Below are 17,705 nucleotides of genomic sequence, written 5' to 3' on the forward strand. Positions count from 1 at the left end.
AGAGGCGAATGAAAAAGACTTTTTTAACCCTAGTGTTAGCGTTGGTCTCTTTTGGTGCATTAGCCGAAACCTCGGGGGAGCTGGTCAAACGTGGCGAGTACTTAGCGCGCGCAGGGGACTGTGTCGCCTGCCATACCGCGAAAGGGGGTAAACCTTTTGCCGGTGGTTTAGCGATGGCAACACCGATTGGCACGATTTACAGTACCAATATTACGCCTGATAAGCAGACTGGGATTGGTGATTATAGCTACGATGATTTCCAAAAGGCCGTGCGCCAGGGAATTGCGAAAACCGGCGATACGCTCTATCCGGCTATGCCTTATCCTTCCTATGCAGTCGTGAGCGATGAAGATATGCATGCGCTGTATGCCTACTTTATGCAGGGTGTTCCGGCAATCAATCAAGAGAATAAAGCGACCGATATCCCATGGCCGTTGTCAATGCGCTGGCCGCTGGCGATCTGGCGTAAAATGTTTGCACCAGAGGTAAAACCTTTTGAACCCACCACTCAGGATGACGAAAGTGTTAACCGTGGGCGTTATTTGGTTGAAGGGTTAGCACACTGTGGCGCTTGCCACACACCACGTAGCATTACCATGCAAGAGAAAGTCCTTAATGGGCAAGATAATACAACTTATCTTGCAGGCAGCAGCTCACCGATTGATGGATGGACCGCCAGTAACCTGCGTGGCGATAATCGCGATGGCTTAGGCCGTTGGAGCCAGCAAGAACTTGAGCAGTTCTTGCGTTATGGCCGCAATGACCAAACCGCCGTCTTCGGTGGCATGACTGATGTGGTCGAGCATAGTCTGCAATACCTGACCGATGCTGATATCACGGCGATTGCACGCTATTTGAAAACTCTGGCCCCACAAGATCCCCATCAACCGCCGTTCACTGCCAACGATACTGTCGCGAAGGCTCTGTGGAAAGGGGACGACCAGCAAGCGGGTGCAAGTGAATATGTTGACAGCTGTGCGGCTTGCCACAAGACGGATGGAACTGGCTACAAGCGTTTCTTCCCGCAGTTAAAAGGTAACCCAGTCGTCTTGGCCGACGATCCTACCTCGCTGATTCACATCATCTTAACGGGTGCACGTTTACCGGCCGTGGCTGGGGCACCTACTGCGATCACTATGCCTGCCTTTGGTTGGCGGATGAATGATCAGCAGGTCGCGGACCTGGTTAATTTTGTGCGCAGCAGTTGGGGGAATACCCAGTCTTCGACGGTATCGGCCAGTGATGTCGCGAAAATTCGCGAACAGGACGACGTTAAAGGTCAGCAAGGTAGTCATAGCATTGAAACGCTAGAAAAACGTCAGTAATCGTTTTTCTTATCAGAACAGCGCGGTAATCCTAAGGGTTACCGCGTTTTTTTTAAATATCTTCGAGGTCTTTACCGCGGGTGGTGGGGCCGCAAATCGCGACAGATAGCACGACCATTAACATACTAAAGACGATAAATAGGACCACGGCGCGACTTCCGGCAGACGTCAGAATAACGCCAATAAGTATGCTACTGAGGGCGGTAGAAAGGCGGCTAAAGGAGTAGCAAAAACCGACTGCGCGAGCGCGAATCGCCGTCGGAAAGATCTCTGTTTGATAGGCGTGATAGCTATAGGTCAACCATGCGTTGGAATAGGTGATGAGGAAACCACAGACGATCATCATCCAAGGTTGCTGAGTGAGCGCGAAACCTGTCCCACATACCACCGTCATCAACGAAGCCCCGACAATCTGCCATTTATTTTCAAATTTATCGGCATAGAGTGTGCAAAGTAGTGAGCCTAGCGGATAGGCTAGAGTAATTAAGAATGCATACCCTAAACTGTGTGACAGCGAGGCACCCTTGCCCGATAACAGCGTAGGTAACCAGTTACCAAAGCCAAAAAAGCCGATGGCTTGAAAGAAGTTCATCACCATTAACATGACGGTACGTTTACGCCATTTCGGTGACCAAATATCGCGAAATTTACCTCTCGCTTTGCGCTGAGAAGACGGAAGAGGCAGGGCGGTATTAATCGGAGCGCCACAGCGCTTCTCCATATCCATCATGATAAGGTGGGCAGCGTGGACCTGATTTTTCTCCATCAGCCAACGCGGCGATTCAGGAAGTTGTCGTCTGATAAGCCAAATAATCAGTGAGCACAGCGCGCCGATAATAATCACCCAGCGCCAGCCAGCTAAGCCAAGCCATTGTTGAGGGATCAGCCACCATGAAAGCAGGGCAACGGCAGGTACTGATAGAAATTGTACAAAGAAAGCGAAGGCAAACGCTTTGCTTCGCAGGCGGGTAGGGGTCCACTCTGCGAGATAAGTGTCAATTGTCACTAGCTCAACGCCAAGCCCTATCCCGACCAAAAAACGACACAGTAAAATACCTTCGCTACTTTGCTGAAATGCCATAAGCAGCGAGAAAAAACCGTACCAGCCTAGCGCGAAAATAAAGGTTAACCGTCTTCCATAACGGTCGGCGAAGGGAGCGAGCAGACTTGCGCCAACAAATAGACCAAGAAAGGTTACCGAGGCAAAAGCGGCCTGATCAGAGATCCCTAAAAGCCCGGCTTGCCCAACATGAAAAATATGATCCGCGACTAGACCGCTACTGATATAACCCGTTTCAAACAGATCAAACAGTTCAAAAAAACCGCCGAGCGCCAACAGGCTAATAAAGATCCACAAAGGACGCGTAGCGGGCAGCGCATCAATTCGTGCGGCAAGCGAGGTGGGCGGTGATGCAGTATTATCAACACTCATTAGCAGGTTTCCATTCACATTCTGTTTGCATTGAGGATATTATTTTTTTTTATTAAGTGGGATGAGCCCCACGTCTATCCAGCATAAAGCAAGTTAACAGCCAGGATCAGAAATTTGTGCAGGATTAAGATAAAAAAAAGCCACCCTAAAAAGGGTAGCTTTCCAATCGGATTCTGAAATTAGAAACTGTATCCCGCGACCAGGTAATACCCCCAGCCAGTATTATTGGTGCGCGAGCCACCCAGATCCGCACTGCCTTCCCATTGGCCGCCGTTATGGAAATAACGGGCCACGAAAGAGTAATGCCAATGCGCGTAGCTCAGGGCCAAGATATGGCTAGAAGCGATGGAGTTTTTCGTCCGCACGGTGCTGTTATTCCCGAGGTCAGACCCCCAATCAAAATTGGTGAAACCAATATACGCTAAGTTACCCCCCCACAGGGTGGTAATCGGGTACATATACTTCACTTTGAAGCGATAACCATCCCAGCTATCTTCGTTGGCCGCACCGTAGTTTTCCCACTGGTACTTGGCATAGACGTTTAAGGACAGTGAGAGTTTAGTGCCGGTGTCAATATCAGTCCCTAACCCCATATACCACGTATTTTGACGATTTTTATCGTTAGGTCCCATATCGTAGATATAGTTATTCGCGAAATACCACTGTTTGATAGGACCGATACTGAGGTCAGTATTGGTAAGCTTATCAATCGAGAAACGCGGTTCGATTTCCATGAATAATGGCGAGCCTTTACCCTTATCCCAAATTCCGACATCGTTTGCGTTACCTACGCCAAAAAATTTAGGTACGTCGACGTAACCGTAAAAATCGAACCAATCTTTATGCGCAAAGGCCTCATATTCTAAATAGATATCGTTATTTGGATGAGGACCAAAACGTGTGTGGTAACTGCCGACAACGTTGACACTTTGGTGCCACCAATCAGAAAGGTATTCGGAAGAGTCATCTGCCCAAGCGGATGTTGCAGCGGTTGAGGCTAATACTGTGGCGGCTATCAGTGATTTATATTTCATTATTATTTGCTCATCGAGGATGTAAAACGCGAAAAATGGGTCCCACAAGATCGTAACGGTCAGTAAAAAAGTGCATATCCTGTTTGTCGGCAGAGATTTTACCCTTAAAGGTGTGCTTTTGCGGCACTATAAAAAAATTATAATGTGATTGAGATCACATATTATGAGCATGCTATTGAACTATTTATCAATTATTGACTAACAGATGAATAATTAGACAGTGGGCGTGGGGCGATTGGGGATACTCGTCGATTGTAGGGTAAAGCCATGCTAATATTTGAAAAAATGAACAATTAATCGGTTGATTGCTAACCCCTTTCCTAGATAAGTGCTTGATTACGTCACATTAGGCCGTATGTTTGCTTTAAAGGATGCCATTTATGATGAATTCAGAATCTGAATCGTCTTCATTACGCGAAGACAGATTTGAACTCGCGTCAATATTGCGAACATTTCAAAAGCAGCAACAGACCTTAGTGTTAGCTGCTTTAGATGACGATAACCAAAACTTTACCTTGGTGAGAATGGAAGGGAGTCGTATCCGATTGCTTCCTCATGGTGGTCCCCTCTTAACCTCGCCGTTGACACTAGTGGCTGAGGGAAGTGAGGCTAAAATTATCTTTAGCATCACCAATATGGTGATTGTCGAACAACAGGGGCAGCAGCAATGGCTAGGGGAACTTGTTCCCACCTTCTCCTATATTCAACGCCGTCTCAATTTACGTGTTCCCGTGCCGTTGAGAGAAGCCTTTTCGATTGCTATTCACCTGCCAGGCCATGTTGAGTTACATCGTTTTTTTGTCGACAATTTCTCTACGGGGGGAATCGGGCTTTTCAGCCGAGGAATCCCAAATCTAGCGTTTAAACAAGGGGCAATCTTCAAGAAGGTTGATCTGAACTTAGGAGAGTACGGCCAATATAAAGTTAATGTTGAGGTGATCTCTCTAGCTCCCCTCGACGAGCCTTTAGTGGACCACCCTGAACTGACTCACCGCATCTCGATGCGCTTCTTAAATCTGTCGCTTATTACGCAACGGACTTTTAATAAGATTGCCTATACCTTTGAGGTGAACTTCAATCGTAAACGTTAAGCCAGTAGTATGAATTTTCTGAATTTTAAGGTATTGATTATCTTTGATTCATTCATTTTCTACACTTAGAAGACGATCGATGTTAAGGGGATGCTAATGGAACTTGAAACAGAACGTTTGCGATTACGGCAGTGGCAGACTTCCGATCTGATCCCTTTTCGGGAAATGAATCAAGATCCGGAGGTAATGCGTTTTTTTATGAACCCTCTCGACGCCACGCAGAGCGATGAGCTGGCCAAAACCTTTCGGCTTATCATTCAGCGTAAAGGCTGGGGTTTTTGGGCGGTGGAGCTAAAATCGACTGCCCAATTTATTGGTTTCTGCGGCCTGCATGAGCAACCTGATAAATTCACCTTCTCGCCTTGCGTTGAAATTGGCTGGCGTTTCTCATCGTCCTTCTGGTCCCAAGGCTTGGCAACAGAAGCCGCCGAGAGAGTATTGCAATTCGCTTTCGAAAATCTCAGCTTACAGCAAGTCGTTGCCTTCACTTCTGTGCATAATTATCGGTCTGAACGCTTGATGCAGCGACTGAATATGACTCGGCAGCGCACCTTTAACCACCCCCATATTCCCGCACAACATCCTTTAGCCGAGCATCTGCTTTACGCTTTACAGCGTTCAGGTCTTTTATTGTCTTAAGACAAGGCATTCACTTAAAAGAGGGGATTCTGGCGATCTATCTCACGTTTTACCGATAATCATCTTGAGGCACACTGGCGAGTCTGACAAATTGCCTGAAATAGGGTGAAGGGGTGAGATGAAGATCGTCAAAATATTGAACAACAACGTTGTGGTTGTTCAACAAGGCTCAAAGGATGAGCAGATTATTATGGGTCGCGGTATCGCCTATCAGAAACGTTGTGGCGACAGCATCGATCACAGTAAAATTGAGAAGATTTTTGCGCGACAGAATAATCCACTGTTTGATCATTTTGCCGATCTCATTCAACAGATCCCCCTCAATGTGTTACTGACCTGTGATCGTATCGTCACTTACGCTCGCCAGCAGCTGGGTTCCTTGCAAGAGAGCTTATTTATCTCACTGGCCGATCACTGCTTCGGCGCATTAGAGCGAAAACGTAATGGTATCGTCCTGCATAATCGTCTGTTATGGGAAACTCAACATCTTTATCCGAACGAGTACCAAGTAGCGGTGGTGGCGTTACAAATTATCGAACGAAGACTAGGGGTTACGCTGCAGTTAGATGAAGCCGGTTTTATCACGCTACATTTTGTCACCGCCCAGCTGAAAGGTGACATGCAAGAAGTCACCCAAGTGACTCGCCTAATGCAAGAAATGTTAAATCTGGTGAAATACCATTTATGTATTAATTATGACGATAAAAGTTTTAGTTACCACCGGTTTGTCACGCACTTAAAGTTCTTTGCGCAGCGTTGTTTGACGCACACACAGGTTAATAGTGAAGAGAGTGAATTAACAGAAACTGTTCATAATCAGTATCAGCTAGCGTGGTCAGCGGCTGAGTTAGTCGGTAAACATCTGTCGCAGCATTATCAGCATCAAATTCAACCAGAAGAGTTATTATTTTTAACGCTACATATAGAGAAGTTACGTAAAGAAGCAGAGTTATCACAGTAAATTGACAGGATTGTTACTACTTAGGTAGGCAAAACCTGGGTCTCGTCTGAACACGGCGGGTCCTGGGTTTTTTCGTTTTTAAAGGGAATTAAACGTTATCACCGATCACTGGAGGGCAAATGGATTATCAATCACTCGCGGAAAAGATTATTGAAGGCGTGGGCGGTAAGGAGAATATTACGAGTCTCGTTCACTGCGCAACACGCCTACGCTTTAAATTAGTACAACCAACACTCGCCGACACAGAACGTCTCAAGAGTCTGGACGAAGTGATTGCTGTGGTGAACAGTGGTGGACAATTCCAGGTGGTGATTGGTAATCAGGTGGGAGATGTCTATCAAGCAATTATGTCAGTTTCAAACATTGGGTTAGGTGCTAAGGATCCGAACGAGGCAAAACTAGACACCGCTGAGAAAAAATCGACGCTCTTAGCGCGATTGATCGACATCGTATCAGGGATCTTTACCCCCTTCATTGGTGTGATGGCTGCATCCGGGATCATGAAAGGGCTGCTTACGTTAGCAGTGGCATGTGGGGTGTTAACCACCGAAGGTGGGACCTATCAAATCTGGTTTGCAGCCAGTGATGCACTCTTTTTCTTCTTTCCGTTATTTATAGGCTATACCGCAGGGCAAAAATTTGGCGGTAGCCCATTTATCACCATGGTGATTGGTGGGGCGCTTACCCATCCCTTAATGATCAAAGCATTTGAAGCGGGCCAAACTGGGCAATTAACAGAACATTTTCTCGGGATCCCGATCGTTTTTATCAATTACAGCTCTTCGGTCATCCCGATTATTTTAGCGTCGTGGGTAAGCTGTGCGCTCGAAAAACGCATCAAACCGCTATTGCCTCTGGCGGTTCGCAGTTTTTTTACGCCGGTTATTTGTTTAGCGACTGTCGTTCCCTTAACCTTCTTAGGGATTGGCCCTTTGGCCACTTGGCTAAGCCATCTGCTGGCGGAAGGCTATGAAGTGATTTATCGCTTCGCACCTTGGTTAGCCGGCGCAGCATTGGGGGCGGTATGGCAGATTTGCGTAATTTTTGGCCTTCACTGGGGATTAGTCCCGCTGATCTTTAATAATCTTGCGGTGTTCGGACAAGATTCGATGATGCCATTGCTCTTGCCGGCGGTGATGGGACAAGTTGGCGCTGTTCTTGGCGTCTTCCTTTATAGCAAAGATCCTCGTCAAAAAGCCTTAGCAGGATCGTCATTTTCTGCTGGGATCTTCGGGGTGACTGAACCTGCGATCTATGGGGTAACCCTGCCACTCCGCCGACCCTTTATGATCGGATGTATTGCTGGATCAATTGGGGGAGCCATCGTCGGCGTTGCCGGCACTTCTTCTTTCTCTTTTGGGATCGCGGGTATATTTACACTTATTCAAATTATCCCCCCTACTGGTATCGATAGCACAGTATGGGGAGCATTTATCGGTACTGCGGTCGCGCTTAGTGTGAGTTGCTTAGGAACTTATGTCTGGGGCCGTCATACCCAGTTGCTTAGCATTGCCTCCGTAACCGGGGCATCGGTACACCCAGCGGCACCTGATACTAAGCCATCGCCGCATTCCGGTAATATTCCTACAGCGAAGACCCTGGTGCTTCTTACCCCAATGACTGGGCAGGTCATAGCGATGGCCGATATTCCCGATCCTACCTTTGCCAGAGGGTTGCTTGGTCAAGGTATCGCTATTCTACCTAATAAGGGGGAAGTCCGTGCTCCCTTTTCTGGCACGGTTGAATCACTTTTTGTGACTAAACATGCGCTGGGATTACGCAGTGAACAGGGGGTCGAGGTATTGATTCATGTCGGTATTGATACCGTTAAGTTGGCAGGTGAGCCGTTCACCCTGCATGTGGCGGAGGGCGATCCTATCACTGCAGGAGAGTTACTCCTGACCTTTGACTGCCAAGCTATTACTGATGCTGGGCTCTCTTTGGTTACCCCGATCTTGGTCACTAATAGCGATGATTTTAGTGCCGTGGAGTGTGTAGCAGACAGCGAAGTAATCGTGCAACAGCCTTTATTAATTATTACAGCCTAAGTTAAGGAGATGACAATGAAACAGTTTCCAACCGATTTTCTGTGGGGCGGAGCCGTGGCGGCGAATCAAGTAGAAGGTGCTTGGCAAGAAGGAGGTAAAGGACTCTCGACCTCAGATGTCCAACCTAAGGGCATCTTTGGCGATGTGAGCGACCGTAAAGGTCATACTTTTAGCCTGAAAGATACCGCAATCGATTTTTATCATCGTTATCCAGAGGATATTGCGCTCTTTAGTGAGATGGGGTTTGGCATACTTCGTGTCTCCATTGCTTGGACACGGATTTTCCCGAAAGGCGACGAACTGACCCCTTGTGAAGCGGGTCTGGCTTATTACGATAAATTGTTTGATGAGCTGGCAAAACACGGTATTAAAGCGATGGTCACTCTCTCGCATTATGAAATGCCTTGGCATTTGGTTACGGAATATGGCGGTTGGTCAAACCGGGAAGTGATCACGTTTTTTGAGCGTTACGCCAAGGTGGTGTTTAAGCGTTACGCTGAGAAAGTGAAATGGTGGCTGACCTTCAACGAAATCAATATGTCCCTACATGGGCCGCTGACCGGTGTGGGACTGCAAGACGGCTGCAGTGAAAGTGATGTCTACAAAGCTATCCATCACCAGTTAGTGGCCAGTGCCTTAGTCGTTCGCGCCTGCCATCTGCTGATTCCGGACGCAAAAATTGGCAATATGCTGCTGGGAGGGCTGGTCTATCCACTGACTTGCCAACCCAACGATGTATTTGAAACCCTACAAGAAAATCGTAAATGGCTGTTCTTTGGCGACGTACAATGCCGGGGGACGTACCCAGGCTATATGCTGCGCTACTTCCGCGATAAAGGCATTGATGTCGTGATTACGGAAGAGGATAAACACATTCTCAAACAAACGGTCGACTTTATCTCATTCAGCTATTACATGTCGGGTTGCGTCACCGCCGATAAAGCATTGAGTAAGAAAATCCGCGGCAACATTCTTAACATGGTGCCGAACCCCCATCTCCAAGCGTCTGAATGGGGATGGCAGATCGATCCAGTAGGATTACGTACATTACTCAATGAGTTGTGGGATCGTTATCAAAAGCCTCTCTTTATCGTGGAAAATGGATTGGGTGCTAAAGATCAGCCTGATGAGCAGGGACAAATCCAAGATGACTATCGCATTAGCTATATGAATGACCATCTTGTCCAGGTACGCGAAGCAATGGAAGACGGTGTCGATGTACTTGGCTATACCTCCTGGGGGCCAATTGATCTTATCAGTGCTTCAAAAGGCGAGATCAGTAAACGCTATGGATTTATTTACGTGGATCGTCAAGACGATGGGTCTGGCACCTTGGCAAGAACACGGAAGAAAAGTTTTTACTGGTATCAAGAAGTGATTCGTACGCACGGCGCGAGTTTAAAAGCGTAAAACAAGAAAGAGGCATCCAAGGATGCCTCTCTTTTTTTTACGGGTATGACGAGATGGTGTTTCAGAGTTTTAGAAAATCATCTTCATCCAAGGATAACCAATAAACAGTAAGGCGAGTAAGAAAATCACACCGAAGATCGAACCTAGTCGCCAGTAGTCTTTGGTCGGTAAATAGCCGCTACCATAATAAATAGGACTCGGTCCGGTACCATAGGGGGTGATGATCCCCATAATGCCTAGAGAGGTCACGAGTAACAAACAGAAAATCGGCATATCGATACCAGGGATCGCGGCACCTATAGTGAGTATAGCGGGAAGCAGTGCAGTGGTATGCGCGGTTGAGCTGGCAAAGAGATAGTGGAGTAAGTAGAAGGCTAAAAAGAGCATAACCGTTGCAACGGTTGGGCTAATTCCGGTTAACATCAGTCCTGCCTCTTGACCTAACCAGCGAATAAAGCCGACTCTCGCTAAGCCATCAGCCAAGGCTACCAATGTGGCAAACCATGCAAAGGTATTCCAGGCCGGTTTATTGCTGGTGATATCGTTCCAAGAAAGTACCCCCGTCCATAACATCAACACCACGACCAATAATGCCGCCATCGCCGGTTCTATCCATGCGGCAGCAAAGATCCACATCAGTAAAGCACAGCAGACAAAGCACAGCAGTAAAATTTCATTACGCGACATCCTACCGAGTTTCTTTAATTCGCTGGCTGCCCACTTCGGCACCTGCTCATTAACTTTGACTTGCGGAGGGTATAGCCAATAAGCCAGGAGCGGCATGGTGACAATCAGTAAAATCCCCACGGGAAGAAAAGCTAAAAACCATTTCCCCCACGTAATATCAATACCGACCACGCTCTTCACTAGCGCTAACGCAAGCAGATTGGGTGCCAGCGCAGATAAAAACATTGAGCTGGTGATACAGGCTGCCGTGATGGCGACCCACATTAAATAAGAGCCGATCTTACGGGCGCTCGGGTCATTGGGTTTCGAGCCATAAAGCGGAGGGAGATTCGCGATAATTGGATAGATGGTTCCGCCGCTACGTGCCGTATTAGAGGGAGTGAACGGCGCTAATAATAGGTCGGCGAAGGTAATCGCATAGCCTAAGGTTAAACTGCGACGGCCGAGAAACTTTACTAGAATCAAGGCTAAGCGTCGACCTAAGTTGGTTTTATCATAGCCTGCGGCAAACATAAATGCGCCAAAAATTAACCAGACTGTTGAGTTACTAAAGCCGCTTACCGCCCATTTAAAGGCTTGATTTGCGGTCTTAAATTGTGGATCGGCCAATTGTTCAGGGCTAAACAATAGCCATTGATTGAAGATCGCGACCACCACGATCCCCGTTAGGCCAATCACAGCACCCGGTAGCGGCTCAAAGATCAAGCCAACAATCACCGCAGCGAAGATAGCAAAAAAGTGCCAAGCATGGGGGGATAATCCCTCTGGCACTGGAGTAACTAATAAGAGTAAAGCTATCAAGGCGGGAAGAAGAAAAATAATGGTTTTTTTTGCTCGCCCTGATGTCGGGGGGGGAGCAGGAGAAACGTTTTGTTCACTGTCCTTAATCATGAATAATCACTCAGTAATCTATCGATGGAGGAGAGAATGCAGTCGAATTTATCTTCACCATCATCGATTTTTTACGCAGTGAGGTGTTGATTTCTATCAAAAGATAAAGGGGTGCCTGGCAAGCTCGCATAAAGTTTATTAATTTTTTGATCCTAAACAAATTTGGCGTCATTTTGTAGAAATGATTTAAAAATCATATGGTTAAATATTTGTTAAGGGGTGTTTAAATTTGTATTTAACTTATTTCCAATACGTACTCATTTCTCAATTTATAACCGTTCTTTGATCTAGACGAAGGGGAGGGGAAATCACATCGGCTTATAGTGAGAGAAATATCTCTCTCTAGCCATGCAATGATAGCCTCTGGAGCGCTAATGGATCTTAATAACGTCTTGAATACCGCATTGTGTTTCCCAAAAGGTAAAACCGTCAAAAACAGACTTCTTATGGCCCCTATGACAACCTGCAGTGGGTTTTACGACGGGAGTGTTCCGCAAGACTTAGTCGAGTATTACGGTAAACGTGCCCAAGGACTGGGTGCCGTGATTGTCGAGTGCTGTTTTATCGAGCCTCTGGGACCGGCTTTTCCGGGAGCATTGGGTATTGATAGCGATAAAAAGATCCCCGGCCTGGCCCGCATTGCGAGCGCCATTAAACAACAGGATGCGCTCGCGATCTTACAGATCTACCACGGTGGACGGATGGTTGAACCTGAGTTGATCGGTGGTAAAACCCCGGTTGCGCCGAGCGCTGTGGCGGCGGCTCGTGAAGGGGCAACAACTCCCCGTGAACTCAGTTGCCAAGAGATCGACGTACTGATCACTAAGTTTGGTGATGCAGTCAACCGGGCGATTAAAGCCGGTTTCGATGGGGTAGAAATCCACGGGGCAAACACTTATTTAATCCAGCAATTTTTTTCCCCGCATTCTAATCGACGGGAAGATCATTGGGGGGGCGATCGAGAAAAGCGCAGCCGTTTTCCGTTAGCCGTCCTTGATATTGCCCATCAGATGGCTGATCGTGCAGAAGCCAATGATTTTATTATCGGTTACCGCTTTTCTCCCGAAGAGATGGAAAAACCGGGGATTACCTTCCAAGATAGCCTTTATCTTCTCGAAAAACTGGCCCAACGCGGTCTTGACTATGTTCATTTCTCGGTAGGACATTGGTCGCGATCATCGATTATTGATCTGACGGATCATACGCCGCTGATCACCCGATATCGGCAAGCGATCTCGCCCTCCTCAAGCTTGGCAAAAGTCCCGGTGATCGGTGTAGGCGGTATTGTTAATCGATCGGATGTCGATCAAGCCCTCGCTGCGGGCTACGATCTTTTAGCGGTGGGTAAAGCCTGTATTGTTTATCCGGATTGGTGCCAGCGTCTCCATTCAGGTCAGACCTTAACGTTGGAGATGGAGAGTACGCAACGCGAAGCACTCTCTATTCCTGAACCACTGTGGTACTTCTCCTTGGTCGATGCAATGATCCGCGATGTCCAAAATGTCGGTAAGAAGTTTAAAGCCGGGGTCTACCATGAAAAAGTGGAAGCAGAAGCGCTCAAACTGATCATTGATGTTCAGCTCGATACCGATCGGATCACGGATATTCGCTTGCAACCGGACAGTAGTTTGGATGTCGACTTTACCCAGACCTTTGAACAGCTACGCACCCGGATGTTAGTGGCAAATAGTCCTTATGTTGATGCGATTGCTGGGGCAACTACCCAGAGCGAGGCGCTCAAAAAAGCGGTATCTCGCGCCCTCTCTACCTCTACTAAACATTGGGCAGAAGATTGTGGGGTCGACCCAGCCAGTTTAGAACACTACGACGTGATTGTGATTGGTAGCGGCGGTGCGGGATTAGCGGCCGCCATCAACGCCCACGATTTGGGGGCGAAAGTCGTGGTGGTTGAGCGTATGCCGACGATAGGGGGAAATACCCTCAAAGCCTCCGTAGGGATGAATGCGGCACAAACTTTTTATCAACAGAAAAAAGGGATTGAGGATACTAAAGCCTGCTTCTATGAAGAAACCTTAAAGGGCGGAAAATTTAAAAATAATCCCGATTTACTGCAGCAATTTGTCGAAAGGGCGCCGGACGCCATAAATTGGCTCGCTCAACAGGACATCGTGTTGAGCGATATTACGATCACCGGTGGGATGAGTATTGACCGAACCCACCGTCCTGCCGATCGTTCTGCGGTGGGGGGGTTTTTAATTAGTGGTTTAGTGAAAAACCTTACTCAGCGTCATATCGAAGTCCTGCTCGACACTAAGGCCGATAATATTGAGTTTCATCAAGGGAAAGTCTCTGGGGTGAGGGTTATCGATGAGTATGGTGAAAGCCGCGTCTTGCAGACCAAAGCGGTCATCGTCGCCACTGGCGGTTTTAGCGCCAACACTAAAATGGTTGAACATTATCGTCCTGAATTAACAGGATTTGTCACCACAAATCATAAAGGTGCCACGGGTAGTGGTATTACCTTATTGCAAAACCTCGGTGCGGCGACCGTCGATATGGCGGAAATTCAAATACACCCTACCGTCGAGCAAAAAAGTGCCTATCTTATCTCTGAATCGATTCGTGGCGGTGGGGCGATATTGGTCTCACAAGCCGGCGTTCGTTTCTGTAACGAAATGGAAACCCGTGACAAGGTCTCTGCGCAGATCATTGGCTTAGCGGAGAAGAGTGCGTGGATCGTCTTTGACGAGCAAGTCAGATCGCAAAACAAAGCCGCAGATGAATACATCGCGAAAGGTTTTGTGGTCCAAGGTGAGAGTATCGACGATCTCGCGACACAGATCGGCATGGATCCAAGTGTGTTGACACAGACCCTTGACACCTTCAACCAAGCCGTCCGTCAGCAACAAGATCTTCAGTTTGGACGTACAACGGCATTACGGCATCCGTTGGATAAGGGACCTTTTTATGCGATTAAGATAGCCCCCGGTGTCCACCATACTATGGGCGGTATTGCCATTTCGACTCAGGCACAAGTGTTGGATACTCACAATCATCCGTTACAGGGGATCTGGGCCGCTGGAGAAGTGGTCGGGGGGATCCATGGGGCTAATCGTATAGGGGGTAATGCGGTGGCCGATATCATTATCTTCGGGTTATTAGCCGGTGAGCAGGCGGCTAATTGGGTTAAAACGGTTTAACTTCGTAATAAGGGAGGCGGTATGGCAGATTATCAGGCGGTAATGATGGGGTCGCCGATTCGCTTATCGCTCTCCCAAGAAAACCCGCAGCGTGCGCGTGAAGTTTTTCAACTTATTAAGCAGCAAGAGGCGCTGCTAACGGTTAATCGAGCGGATTCATTGTTGATGACGGTTAACCGTGCCGCCGGTCGGCACCCTGTCGTGGTACCTAATGCTATTTTCCAACTTGTATCACTCGCTCGGCAAGTCAGCCTCTTGCCGGGAAGCTTGTTCAATTTAGCGATCGGCCCGTTGGTCAAAGCTTGGCGTATTGGCTTTAGTGGGCAGTGTCCCCCGCCTAGCCGCCAGATCGATAAGGCCTTGGCGTTGGTCGACCCACACGATATTCAGCTGGATCCCGACACCCACTCTATTTTTCTACGCAAACCTGGGATGGAAATTGATTTAGGGGCAATCGCCAAAGGCTATATTGCCGATAAAGTCTGCCAATATTTACAGTCACAGCAAGAACCCTATGCGTTGATCAATTTAGGTGGGAATATTCATACCCTCTCACGGCCCGTAGATCATCCTTGGCAGATTGGCTTACGTAAGCCTTTTAGCTCTCCACACACTCTGAGTGCTCGCTTGGCGGTAAGTGGACGATCGGTGGTGACCTCAGGGATTTACGAGCGATACTTCCTCCATCAACAGCGCTGCTATCACCATATTCTGGATAGCCGGACGGGATACCCCTTGGATAACGACTTGCTGAGCGTAACGGTGGTTAGTGAGTCCTCGTTGATCGGTGATGTCTACAGCACGTTGTTGTACGGCATGGGGGTTGAACAGAGCCTCGCCTGGCTTGCCCATCATCCAGAGATCGAAGCGGTAATGATCACTCGTCATAACCAGATTATTTGTTCCTCACAGCACCACTTCCAATGTCACGTTCTCGATCTAAATCAGTAGAATTATTTATCAATAATGCTTAGGGTGGAAGCTGCCTTAGTCAGGAGAATGGCCCATGTATCTTGGTATCGATTTAGGAACTTCTGGCGTTAAAGTGGTATTGATGGATGAACAATTTAAGGTCCAATCCAGTCAATCTGTCTCATTAACCTGCGACCATCCTCACCCTCTCTGGTCAGAACAAGCGCCGGAACAGTGGTGGCAAGCGACCGAGCAAGCGCTCGACCAGCTCGCCAAGCGTGTACCACTGCAGGCAGTCAAGGCTATTGGGGTGACAGGGCAGATGCATGGGGCAGTATTAGTCGATAGCGATGGGCAGCCTCTACGGCCAGCAATATTGTGGAACGATGGGCGCTGTGCATCACAGTGTACACTGCTTAATCAGCGAGCCCCTACCATTGAGCGCATCACCGGGAATCAGGTCATGACGGGGATGACTGCCCCGAAAATGCTCTGGATCGCTGAACATGAACCGGATATTTTTCGTCAAATCGCCCAAGTTTTATTACCGAAAGACTACCTGCGTTGGAAACTCTCCGGCTGTTATGCCACCGACATGTCGGATGCCTCAGGAACTCTTTGGCTGAATGTGGCGACCCGTCAGTGGGATGAGACGTTACTCGACGCTTGCGGTTTAACACTGCAACAGGTTCCCCTTCTGCTTGAAGGCCCCCAAGTAAGTGGCTACTTACGAGAAGAATACCAGCAGCGCTGGGGCTTCTCTTCGGCTATTCCTATCGTGGCGGGCGGCGGCGATTACGCGGCAGGGGCGGTAGGGGTTGGTGTGTGGCAGTCAGGCCAAGCGATGCTCTCATTGGGCACTTCAGGCGTCTATTTTGTCGTGGGCTTCCTGACGACTATTGGTCTGTCGGCTAAGAATGCCATCTTGATTGTCGAGTTTGCTAAGGATGAGATCGAACTTGCCGATAAAGGGCTGATCGAGGCGGCGCTCTCGGCAGTACGTATGCGGTTAAGGCCAATTTTGATGACTTCCATGGCCTTTATTCTCGGGGTGTTACCGCTGGCACTCGGGTCGGGTGCAGGCTCGGGTGCGCAAAATGCCGTGGGGACTGGCGTGATAGGTGGGATGATCGCGGCAACCTTACTTGCTATCTATTCTGTACCGATTTTCTTCGTGGTGATCCGTCGACGTTTTCCTGGAAAGCCCAAAGAAGGTGAAGAGTAGACCGTAGACTGGGCCCTTCAAGGGCCCAGTCTGCTTGTCACTCTTTTGCTAAATAACTCATGACAAAACTGGCTAGCGTAAAGCTCGCCATCATCAGAGCCATGGTAAACGGGGTGCCACTGTTGAAGAGCGCCAACAAGGCAGAAGAGAGAATACCGCTGCCGTATTGCAGGGACCCCATGAGTGCCGAAGCGGCCCCCGTGACTTGTGGTACGGTATCCAGTGCCGCAGCCGTAGTCACCGAAGCGATGACCCCATTCATGGCGAAGAAAATAAAGACTAACCCCATCATTAGGCCTAGGCCGCCCACCGACAGATAAGTCGTTACCGCTAACAGCCCCATCGCACTGGCTGACAAGGTTACGGCTATTTTTAATAATCGCTCTAAGGCAAAACGGTGTACTAGGCGTCGATTGATCATGTTCATACCCATCACGCCTAGGATATTGACCGCGAAAAAATAGCCGAAATGTTGTGGAGAAACATGAAAATAATTGATGTAAACAAAGGGTGAGGCCGTGATAAAAGTATAGGCAGACACATAGTAAAAGGTCAGGGCTAGAGTAAAGCGCATAAACTGGCGATGGCCCAGTAGGTCGCGGTAATTACCAAAGACTTGCAGTAAAGATGCCTGCACCCGCCGCTGCGGGGGTAAGGTTTCGGGTAACCAGCATAGTGTCCCCCACACCAATTGAGCGAGACAAAAACCGATCAAAAAGCCAGTAATCGTTAATTCAGTATTCCCGTGCAGGCTTGCACTCATCATTGGCATCGCGGGAAGATAAATATCCACGGAGAGCGACGTAAACGCCATTAAAGCGCTGAGGATAAGAATAAAAGGCAGTCCCTCAGTCGAGACTGGACGATGATAGGGTGGTCTCATGAGTCG

The 17,705-nt window shown here is 48.3% G+C and carries 13 protein-coding genes; 9 read left to right on the plus strand and 4 right to left on the minus strand.

From position 1 onward, the window contains the following. The first annotated feature begins 8 nt into the window (after positions 1-8). Complete coding sequence (locus BMX14_RS01110) at positions 9-1,325, plus strand: c-type cytochrome (protein WP_092671509.1); 1,317 nt, start codon at positions 9-11, stop codon at positions 1,323-1,325. Between the two features lie 52 nt (positions 1,326-1,377). On the opposite strand, the gene BMX14_RS01115 is transcribed toward BMX14_RS01110, so the two are convergent. Continuing rightward, positions 1,378-2,757, minus strand: coding sequence for an MFS transporter (locus BMX14_RS01115; RefSeq protein ID WP_092671512.1), 1,380 nt, complete (start codon positions 2,755-2,757; stop codon positions 1,378-1,380). Between the two features lie 179 nt (positions 2,758-2,936). Next, entirely contained in the window at positions 2,937-3,791 is an 855-nt protein-coding gene (locus BMX14_RS01120) for a nucleoside-specific channel-forming protein Tsx (protein ID WP_092671515.1), read from the minus strand. A 380-nt stretch (positions 3,792-4,171) separates the two neighbouring features. Here BMX14_RS01120 and BMX14_RS01125 point away from each other — a divergent pair, with 380 nt between their 5' ends. The 5 genes from BMX14_RS01125 to BMX14_RS01145 all read left to right on the plus strand — a co-directional run bounded on the left by BMX14_RS01125 (position 4,172) and on the right by BMX14_RS01145 (position 9,940). After that, positions 4,172-4,882 (plus strand): PilZ domain-containing protein, encoded by a 711-nt coding sequence (locus BMX14_RS01125; RefSeq protein ID WP_092671518.1) that lies wholly within the window; start codon positions 4,172-4,174, stop codon positions 4,880-4,882. 90 nt (positions 4,883-4,972) lie between these two features. After that, positions 4,973-5,521 carry a GNAT family N-acetyltransferase gene (locus tag BMX14_RS01130; RefSeq protein ID WP_092671521.1) on the plus strand — a complete coding sequence of 183 codons (549 nt, stop codon included), beginning with the start codon at positions 4,973-4,975 and terminating at the stop codon, positions 5,519-5,521. 118 nt (positions 5,522-5,639) lie between these two features. Further along, complete coding sequence (gene licT / locus BMX14_RS01135; protein WP_092671524.1) at positions 5,640-6,482, plus strand: BglG family transcription antiterminator LicT; 843 nt, start codon at positions 5,640-5,642, stop codon at positions 6,480-6,482. 119 nt (positions 6,483-6,601) lie between these two features. After that, the gene (bglF, locus tag BMX14_RS01140; RefSeq protein WP_092671528.1) at positions 6,602-8,530 is read left to right on the plus strand and encodes a PTS beta-glucoside transporter subunit IIABC; all 1,929 of its coding nucleotides are present in this window, start codon (positions 6,602-6,604) and stop codon (positions 8,528-8,530) included. 15 nt (positions 8,531-8,545) lie between these two features. Continuing rightward, positions 8,546-9,940 (plus strand): glycoside hydrolase family 1 protein, encoded by a 1,395-nt coding sequence (locus BMX14_RS01145; protein ID WP_092671531.1) that lies wholly within the window; start codon positions 8,546-8,548, stop codon positions 9,938-9,940. A gap of 69 nt (positions 9,941-10,009) precedes the next feature. Here the strand turns inward: BMX14_RS01145 and BMX14_RS01150 are convergent, their stop codons facing one another. Further along, complete coding sequence (locus tag BMX14_RS01150; RefSeq protein ID WP_092671534.1) at positions 10,010-11,518, minus strand: anion permease; 1,509 nt, start codon at positions 11,516-11,518, stop codon at positions 10,010-10,012. Between the two features lie 374 nt (positions 11,519-11,892). Here BMX14_RS01150 and BMX14_RS01155 point away from each other — a divergent pair, with 374 nt between their 5' ends. The 3 genes from BMX14_RS01155 to BMX14_RS17090 are packed head-to-tail and all read left to right on the plus strand — an operon-like array spanning position 11,893 to position 16,816. Continuing rightward, complete coding sequence (locus BMX14_RS01155) at positions 11,893-14,679, plus strand: flavocytochrome c (protein WP_092671537.1); 2,787 nt, start codon at positions 11,893-11,895, stop codon at positions 14,677-14,679. 21 nt (positions 14,680-14,700) lie between these two features. Continuing rightward, positions 14,701-15,630 carry an FAD:protein FMN transferase gene (locus BMX14_RS01160; protein ID WP_092671540.1) on the plus strand — a complete coding sequence of 310 codons (930 nt, stop codon included), beginning with the start codon at positions 14,701-14,703 and terminating at the stop codon, positions 15,628-15,630. A gap of 55 nt (positions 15,631-15,685) precedes the next feature. Next, complete coding sequence (locus BMX14_RS17090; protein ID WP_092671543.1) at positions 15,686-16,816, plus strand: efflux RND transporter permease subunit; 1,131 nt, start codon at positions 15,686-15,688, stop codon at positions 16,814-16,816. Positions 16,817-16,853: 37 nt separating this feature from the next. Here BMX14_RS17090 and BMX14_RS01170 read toward each other — a convergent pair whose 3' ends face one another. Next, positions 16,854-17,699 (minus strand): MFS transporter, encoded by an 846-nt coding sequence (locus tag BMX14_RS01170; RefSeq protein WP_092671546.1) that lies wholly within the window; start codon positions 17,697-17,699, stop codon positions 16,854-16,856. Between the last annotated feature and the right edge of the window lie 6 nt (positions 17,700-17,705).

The organism is Rosenbergiella nectarea, assembly GCF_900111105.1.
GTDB classification, from domain to species: domain Bacteria; phylum Pseudomonadota; class Gammaproteobacteria; order Enterobacterales; family Enterobacteriaceae; genus Rosenbergiella; species Rosenbergiella nectarea.